A 9,319-nucleotide genomic window follows, 5' to 3' on the forward strand; every position below is an offset into this window, starting at 1 on the left:
CTTCAATGAACTTCTCTCTCCAACGGCGGCCCCGTGGCCTCCCCGTTTTGCGAAAGTGCTGCAAAGATACTGCCTTTCTCTATTACATTCCAAATTTTTCTCAATGTTTTTTTTGAATTATTTTTCTATGAAATGAAAACTTTTTCTTTTTCAGATTGTTATAACTAAAATATTTTTACCTCTGCATAAAGCGATCAAAGTAATTTGAAACGCAAACGCAATATCCCGTCTTTAAAATCATAACTAATAATCTTAAATACGCCTATTTCAAATGTATTCTCAACATGACGACCAATGCAAAGACATTCATCGTAATCTCCCACTTTAACAACCCGAACCGTTTCCGAAGCATTATCGGGCAATCGTCTCAAATCAAAACGTCCCAGCGCTTCTTCTTGTGTAATATATTCTGTCGTAATCGGTAAACCACTTTGTATAATTCGGTTGACCTGCTGTTCTATTTGATTTATTTCAGATTCTTCCGGTTCACGTTGGAATCGGAAATCAAGCTTACTCTTTTTTCTTTCTATATGAGCCGATACCGCACGACCACAACCAAAAAGGCGAATCATCGTTTGGTTAAGAATATGCTCCGTCGTGTGCATGGGCGGATATTCTTCTTTATTATGCTCATTTAATTGGGGAATATCTTTCATACCATATATCTTTAAAGTCAAATATTTTTACCTGACCAAGAGATTATTTCCGAATCTAAAATACTATATACATTCGTATCGACATATTCGCCAGAGAACATCAATTCTCCGTCTCGTTCCGTCCCTTCCAACCGAAATCCCAATCGCCGAGGGATAGCATTACTCGAATAATTTTTTACGGCACACCGAATTTGAATGCGATGCATCAAACGTGCTTCCACAGCCCATCGACAGAGTGTCCGAACACTTCGGGTCATTATTCCTTGTCGCTGATATTCGGGCAATAGCCAATAACCGATTTCGGTACGATGATTGACAAAATCGGAATTCACAAACCCGACCAATCCACAAAACTCTCCTCGACATTCTATCACAAAAGTAAAATTTCTTTCTTCCTCCGGGAAAGACAATACTTGCGATAAGAAGTCCATTTCATCTTGTTCCGAAAGATTAGCAATAAAAGGCAACCACGTTTTCAGATAATCCCTATGATCGGCAATGGCTCGATAAATCATAGGGGCATCGTTCAACGTAACCTCCCTTAATCGGATACCTGTCTTTACATCAATGTCGAATTGTAACATTATTTCAATAAAAAATCATATCGGAAAGAAATCAGCACTCTGGTAAATTGTACATTATCATTCAAAGGTATGGACAACTCAGGACGAACCCATAGCTTATGAGCTCGAAAAAGAATGCCCGGAACAATACGATGTTCGACCATACGATACTCCGGAATATTCGTTATATCCAAAACCAATGCTGCCTCTTGGATCACACGACAAGCAGCATGTACCGTATAGCAAGTGTTATATCCCATACCAGAATCGTACATTGGCATAACACCAGCACCGAACTCCACTCGCCCTATCTTCTTATCCAAGCCGATCTTCAATCCGCTATCATAAAAACGCCCAGCGTAATTGGTCCCGAAAAAAGCTTCGGCAGAAAACTTTACGTCCCAAACACCCGTAGAGTAACGGAAAGTTCCGTTCGCTCGGATATATTGCTCGTTCAGATGGCGTATAAATATGGTATTTTCCAATCCCACCGACCAATTCTTTGCCTGAAACCCGATCGACGCATATTTATTATTTCTCACACCCACAAAAATCGACTTGGATTGTAACGAGTCATTTTGCGACCATACACTCAAAAAAGATATTATTCCTATAAACAACAATAAAACTCTCTTTTTCATAATTCCTTCGATAACCTCACATTGAGAATATTATACCCCAAATCATTCAAATGTAACCCATCTAACGAATAGTTCATATTCATTTTATCTTCATAGGCAAAATCGTCATACACATCTAAAAATACACCATAATTCAACGTCTCGACCATTTGAGATAATGCAAAATTCAACTCTTTGATATAATCGTTTATATGCGGGTTATCGATCTCTCGATTTCTAGGTAAAATAGAAATAACGAACACCCGACGTGGAGCCAATCCTTCGATCGTTCTCTTATACTCATCGACAAAATCGGTAATGAACTCTTGCCTCGTAGCATCATTGAAAAGTTTCCCTCCCAAATTGTTCGTTCCTATCAACATCACTACATTTTTGTCTTGATAATTCAGATTCCAAGTAGCAATCTCCTCCAACTTCGCGCCACTCACACCATCGTTTCGTACAATCCATGTGGGAAAAGCATCTTTTACGTCCCACCCGGCGACCAACGAGTCGCCCACGAAACACAATTCACCTTCTTTTTCTTCCGAACATGCACCCAAGCTCAAAATCAAAAGCAACATTATTTTCCCCATTCTACACACCCAATTCAGTCTCATTTTTCTTACTCTTTATTTTTTTGTAAAAATCACTCTTTAAAATTTGGTTTATAAACATATCGGTAAAAATCCGAGCGCCATCGCCATTTAAATGCATGTTATCATAAAACAGCTCCGGTCTATCAAAAAAATACTCCATTTGATTATCATCTATCACCCGAATTCCATTCTCTCGACACAACTCTGTAATAACCCTTTTCGAATAGGGATTCCCCTCGTGCCTCAATTTACGATAATATGGAGGAAAAACGACCACCAATTCTACATTGTTCGATCGTAGCTGCGTTATAATCGCTTTCAAATATTCTAATTTTACCGAGTAAATAAAATCATCATCAGGTTCGTCTCCATAATTTTCAAAGATAGGCAAATTATTGGGTTTATGTTTCGCTACAAATCCATGATTTGCCATTTCTTCTCTCGGCAAAAAAGATTGTAAGAAAATACGGAACCACACGGTATTATATTTATACAAATTAGATCGAAGAAAAGCAGAGCATTTTCCATCATTTTGCAAGACCAACGCAGAATCTATAACCGGATTTCTCCCGTAATAAGGATTTAGTAACTCAATTCTACCGATATGATCGTCCGATAAATCATCGGGCTGCAAAGCTAAAATAACTCCCCGTGGTCGATGGTGTTCAAGCAGCCCGTCTATCATACATCTGAAAAATATTATGTTCTGAGCATTACACCCCCCATTAAAAACAGAAATTCCCAAACTATCCATCATGATATCCGGCATAAAACTATTAATCGCGACAGAAGACCCGATAATCACCACATCTTCATTTGCCTGATGAAACAGATACTCTATCTTTGCATAATCTCCCGGAAGCCCATACCTTTTAGAATAAAATGACATGACTTGCCCGAATATAACATCGAAAACAAGTACGATTACAATAATCGACACACATGTTTTCACTAACTTAAATATACTTCGGTTCATAATCGGTCATCTAAAATTGAAAATAGATAAACGCTCCACCATTGAATGAAGCCGTCAATATAATAAACGCAATAAAGAGAGATATAGATATGATTCTCACCCAATAGTTCTTAGAATTTAAAGCGTGAACTTTTATAGACATCTCATCTTTTATCTCTTTCAACATCAAAATACCTATACACATAAATCCTAACAGCAACGAAGGTATTCCTTCCCCCGTAAATAACGGACCTCGGTCGGTAAAAATTTTTTCAATGATACTGAATGCCGAATGAAGATCATTCGCCCTGAAAAAAATCCAAGCAAACATAACCAATACAAAAGTTACCAAACAATTAAAAACCGTATGTAATCTTTTGGATACATTTACCTTCGGGAGCAATCTGTTTTTTTCAATTCCGACAATCTGGTACAGCCCATGCAAACTACCCCACAAAACAAATGTAAGATTCGCTCCATGCCAAATCCCACTCACCAAGAAGGTTACAAACAAATTCCACAAATGTCTGTAATGCCCCACTCTATTCCCTCCCAACGGAATATATAAATAGTCTTTGAACCATGTCGACAACGAAATGTGCCAACGCCGCCAAAACTCCTTGATACTTTTCGCAAAATAGGGACGATGAAAATTCTCCATTAAAGTAAAGCCCATCATTTTCGAAGAACCTATGGCAATCAAAGAATACCCGGCAAAATCACAATAAATCTGGAAGGTAAAGAAAAAGGTCGCCAGCAACAAACTGACTCCCGAATGTTCCATATAATTATTGTACACGGCATCGACATAAGTAGAAACTCGGTCTGCTACACACAATTTCATGAAAAAGCCCCATATCATCAACCTAAGTCCTGCATCAAAATTCTCATACGAAAACTTATGTTTTTCTCTAAACTGAGGAAGCATATTTTTAGCTCGTTCGATAGGACCGGCGACCAACTGCGGGAAAAAAGAAATAAACAGGGCATATACTACAAAATTTTTTTCTGCCTTTATCGTTCCTCTGTACACATCAACCGCATAACCGACAGCTTGAAATATATAAAACGAAATTCCCACCGGCAATAGCACGTTCCATCGAGGTATATCGATTCCTATATTTAGGAGAGAGAAAAAATCGGTAATCAACGAACCCGCAAATTCATAGTACTTATAGAAAAACAAAATACCCAAATTGATAAATATCCCCGAGAATAATGAAATCTTACGCCTTCGACGAGACCGAGAACGGTCCATGCACAAGGCCGAAATATAGGTAATCGATGTACTTGTCAACAGCAACAACGCATATACGGGCTCCCAACACATATAAAAATAGTAACTGGCCAGAAGCAAAAATATCGTACGTCCTTTAATACCCGGCAACAGGTAATAAACCAAGCATACAATCGGAAAAAACAAAATGAATTCTAAGGAATTAAACAGCACAACATTGATTCTTTAATTCGACAAGTAGATTATTCTGCACACAAATGTAATATTATTTTAAAAAGGAACAGATAATTTATTACAAAAATGCAGCTCTCTTAACAGCCTATTAATCAAATCGGAGAAAAAACTTTTCTTGCTTCCCAAAATCGGGCATACAAAAAAGACTGCCTTGCGAATCAAGAACAGTCTTTTTATTTTTCAATGTCAATAACAATAAACGTCATTAAAACAACGACTTACTCTACAACCAATTTGAACGATTTATCGCCAGCGCTCCCAGACACCACAGCTAAATAAATACCCGGTATAAAATTCTGAGTCGAGACACTCGCTTCTCCGTCAACAACTACATCGCATACATTCAAGCCGTCGATAGTATATATCTTCAATCGACCCTGAGCCGCCACGTTCAAAGGCTCCCCCCGTTTCACTGGATTGGGATAAAGTAAGGTGACTTCTCTTTCGGTTCCCGTCAAACCGGTAGAAGTACCGTCCATATAAACCTCAAACTCGGTAACAGTTGCCGACTCTCCGTCTATATTTCCGCTTGGAATTTCAATTTTCACATAACGAGCCTTCACCCTATCCACGGTCACCGACTTATTCGTTTTATTCAAATCGCCCGATGAAACAAGAGTCCAAACGCTATTCTCATCTGCACTATTATTTATTTTATTAAGGTCGGGGGTCTCTGTGGCCACATAGATATTATACCCTTCGATTTGATTCGCATCATATACCTTGAATGCATTTACATCATATTCGTCTTCCAAATCGAGAATGCAATAATGCTTATCGGCGGCAGACCTATCGAAATCCCAATGATACTCGGTATTTTCATTCAACCCGTCAAAAATATGCCGGGCATTGGTATAAAACGATTTAGCCCCCGAGGACTTCAAAAACGTTTTACCTACACTCACCAAATTGCCCCTATCCGTTCTTTCTTTCAACTTACCGTAAATATCGAACCCATAGATACGCACGGCATTTTCACCGGTAGGAAGTTCCATCGAAAATTTAACAAACCGGGCTTCCTTAGGCTCGGCCAAACGATGATCCTTTACATTGGCGTTTCCCGCTTCCGCATCATTGCGATTCACCACTTCTTCCCAATCACCGTCGTTTCCCGTCCTACTGACGTAAATACGATAGGAATGAACATTGTTATTTCCCTCTACCGTTTTCGAATCCCGAAAGACAAAACGATCGACCATATACACATCGGCCAACTCAAAGATCACCCAGGGATTGGTACTCTTATTGTCGCACCATTTCACCCCCTTTCCCGGCTCCTCAAAAAGGCAATAAGCCGCTTCGTTATTGCTTACCTGTGCACTGTAAGAGTGTATACGCACTTGCGGTGAATCTATTTCGGGAGAAACCTCTTCAACTCCTATCGGCGACGATGGAGGCATTTCTCCATCGATAGCCCAATCGGACGGTTTATCGCCCATGACAAGCTCCAAAGTCCCGCCATTAACGATTTCTTCATGCTTCAACCAGCACCGACCGAGCTCTTGACCGTTCAGTTTGGCCGATTGAATATAGATATTCTTATCGCTTGCATTAGGAGCCAATACTTCAAACACTTTTCCTCCGTCGAGATTAATTGTCGTTTTCGTAAATACCGGACTTGAAATAAGATATATGTCCTGTCCCGCATTAGGATAAAATCCCATTGAATGGAATATATACCAAGCCGACATCGACCCCGAGTCGTCATTTCCGGGTAACCCCGTAGCAGTCGTATTATATCGCTCTTTCAAAACCCTACGGACAATCTCCGCCGCCTTGTCGGGACGATTCACATAGTTATACAGGCTCGGTACTAAAAATGCCGGCTCATTGCTTATTTGGAATAATCCCATATAGCTGTTTTGGTCGAACCCGTCTTGGACATGCGTAAAATATGTATCCAGCCGCTTCAAGAAAGCCTCTTTACCGCCACATCTTGCAATCAGCCCGTTCACATCGTGAGGCACGTAGAACGACATCTCCCACGGGAATGATTCATATACGATTCCTTCCCAACCATCGCGACGAAAAACATTGTAATCTTTCTCGTTCACCCAGTCGCCACTACCATTTTTCGGCCACAAGAATCCTTTGAATCCAAGACTATTGATGTTGTCGTTCCACAAGTTTTTCCAGTTATTCGACCGTTCGAGATACTTTTCGTAAACATCTTGTTTACCCAATTTCTTTGCTACGGTAGCGATTGCATAATCGCAATAGGCATATTCAAATGTGCGAGTTCCCGATCGCTCGGTCACCGTGGAAATATATCCTTTGGTATTATACTCCTCGACACCGCCACGACCTTCATTTCTCGGGTTTTCCGGTTCTACCTCGGCATTTTTAATCATTGCGGCCAATCCTTTTTCGTAATCAATACCCGGCAAATTTTTCACGATAGCGTCAGCAATCAGTACATCGCTGTTCGAGCCCCCCTGTACACGACCGTTACAATTCCCGCTACGGCCGTCCGGCATATATCCCTCGTGCTCATAAATATCTATCATAGACCGTACGATATCGGCCTGACGAGAAGGTTTCAAAAGAGCGAACAACGGGTGTGTAGCTCTGAATGTATCCCAGATGGCATAATAATCGTCGAAATAAGGTTCGGACGATTCCCACAGCGGGTTCTCACCCGTGCGATCGGTAGGTTGTAAAAAGGCATGATACAAAGCCGAATAGAAAATAGTCTTGTCGTTATCGTTCCCCTCGACCTCCACAGTGTTCAACACCTCTTTCCATTGTGCGATTCCTGCATTGCGAATTTCGTCAAAATCCCAAGACGGAAGTTCCGAAATGTTCGCTTTGGCTTTCTCTGTGCTAATAAACGATATTCCTACTTTTACTCTCACTTTTTGCCCCTCTGTCGTATGAAACCCGAAATAAGCCCCGGTTTTCTCTGTTCCCGTTGCATCTACCTGCTCGCCCGATTGGACAGACGTCCCTTTCCAAACAGTATACTCATCGGCGGGGGTATCCAACAAAGCGTAGAAATACACCGTATAAGGACCACCTAAATTCCAGCCTCCTTTGACGGTCGAATAACCCTCGATTTCTTTATTCGAAAGAATTTTTACCCCCGAGGCTACCAATTCCTGTGATTCGACATGTAGTGTCAGACAACTTCCTGCATCGATCAATATCTTTGAAGACTCCGATTGAGGGAAAGTATATTCATGAAATCCGGCCTTAGCAGATGCCGTCAGTCTCACTCCCACATTATACTTACTCAAAGAAACTTCATACAAGCCCAAACCGAATCTCTCGTTAGAACGTGCCGACGAATAATCCGAAAGGTTCAAATCTCCGGTCATCGGTTGAAATAAAATATTTCCATACTTGGGACCACCGCCGGTTCCGCTCACATGCAAATGGCTGAAACCTTGTATATTGCCACCCCTTCCCCAACCTGAATTATTGGTTCGGTCTCCACAATCGGCTCCTAATTTCACCATACCGAAAGGCACACATACTCCCGGGAACACATGTCCCTCGCCGTCAGCTCCGATTTCGGGTCTCACATACTCCCAATTCTCTCGGGCAATCACATCTCCTCCGGTACAAACCATCTTCATTGTATTCAAATCGACACGGATTGTATAGACTCCCGTAACAGGCACTTGAAATGCATTATCGAAGCCATCATTGGCGGTAGCCCGCTCATACAAATCGTATTCCTTTCCCGACTCGACGAGCAAATGTCCGGCTATATCTATACGACAAGTAATGGAAGGTTCCCATTTATTCGACACCAAAAATTTGAACCGGCCTTCATCTATACTATAATCCGATAAAGTTCCTGTCCACGTAAAGATACCAGGCTCCTGCTTTTCCATCGGGATAGCGGCATCCGGATCCCAACCTGCCTCCGTAGCATTACCTACCAAATAAAGATTGTCATAAGCGGCAAAAGCCGGACTAAGAAACGATAAGAAAAATACTAAAATGAAAAAAGATAAGTTTTTCATGTTTAAAAATTTTAGGATTAAATATTCATGTCATTTATATGACACGCAAAAAGCCAATAACCCTTAAAAGGTCAAGAATAAAATCTTCTTTATCATAAGTTACCACCCACTTTATATTTTCTAATCCTGCGATTGCATTATAAATATCTCTATGGTCTTGGTCATCATAATAATTCATATAGAGACCCTTACCTTTTTTGTAGTAAGGTGGATCAAAGTAAAACAAGGAATTATTTGGTAGATTACTCTGTAGATTATGAATTAACTCTACTGCATCTAAATTATGCAATTCAATTTTGTCTTTATATAAAGCTATTAATTTAATACGTTTTTTCAAATCATCAGAATTATAACGAGCATCAATTAAATAATTCCCAGTTTGATTAAGCCCACCGATAACTCCCCCTTTTATAATGCCGGAACGATTTGTCCTATTTAAAAAGAAAGTCGAAAATCCTAAAGATAATAGTTCGGCATTAGTTTT

Annotated in this window: 8 protein-coding genes; all 8 read right to left on the minus strand. The window is 40.3% G+C overall.

The features are described 5' to 3' along the window. Nucleotides 1-194: 194 nt before the first annotated feature. Nucleotides 195-656, minus strand: coding sequence for an alanyl-tRNA editing protein (locus tag QVD32_RS11940; RefSeq protein WP_021890851.1), 462 nt, complete (start codon nucleotides 654-656; stop codon nucleotides 195-197). Between the two features lie 17 nt (nucleotides 657-673). Continuing rightward, a complete protein-coding gene (locus QVD32_RS11945; RefSeq protein ID WP_021890850.1) occupies nucleotides 674-1,240 on the minus strand; it encodes a GNAT family N-acetyltransferase in 567 nt (188 codons plus the stop codon). Then, a complete protein-coding gene (locus QVD32_RS11950) occupies nucleotides 1,240-1,860 on the minus strand; it encodes a hypothetical protein (protein WP_021890849.1) in 621 nt (206 codons plus the stop codon). Before QVD32_RS11950 ends, QVD32_RS11945 begins: the two co-directional genes overlap by 1 nt. Continuing rightward, nucleotides 1,857-2,459 (minus strand): SGNH/GDSL hydrolase family protein, encoded by a 603-nt coding sequence (locus QVD32_RS11955; RefSeq protein ID WP_021890848.1) that lies wholly within the window; start codon nucleotides 2,457-2,459, stop codon nucleotides 1,857-1,859. The genes QVD32_RS11950 and QVD32_RS11955 overlap by 4 nt, the downstream gene beginning before the upstream one ends. Further along, entirely contained in the window at nucleotides 2,437-3,414 is a 978-nt protein-coding gene (locus QVD32_RS11960) for an SGNH/GDSL hydrolase family protein (protein WP_021890847.1), read from the minus strand. The genes QVD32_RS11955 and QVD32_RS11960 overlap by 23 nt, the downstream gene beginning before the upstream one ends. 10 nt (nucleotides 3,415-3,424) lie before the next feature. Next, complete coding sequence (locus tag QVD32_RS11965) at nucleotides 3,425-4,843, minus strand: MBOAT family O-acyltransferase (protein ID WP_021890846.1); 1,419 nt, start codon at nucleotides 4,841-4,843, stop codon at nucleotides 3,425-3,427. Between the two features lie 239 nt (nucleotides 4,844-5,082). After that, complete coding sequence (locus QVD32_RS11970; RefSeq protein ID WP_118687093.1) at nucleotides 5,083-8,835, minus strand: GH92 family glycosyl hydrolase; 3,753 nt, start codon at nucleotides 8,833-8,835, stop codon at nucleotides 5,083-5,085. Nucleotides 8,836-8,869: 34 nt separating this feature from the next. Further along, nucleotides 8,870-9,319 (minus strand): DNA adenine methylase (locus QVD32_RS11975; RefSeq protein ID WP_287710257.1); only part of this gene is annotated, 450 nt, incomplete at its 5' end.

Source organism: Barnesiella sp. (genome assembly GCF_022723415.1).
GTDB classification, from domain to species: Bacteria; Bacteroidota; Bacteroidia; order Bacteroidales; family Barnesiellaceae; genus Barnesiella; species Barnesiella intestinihominis.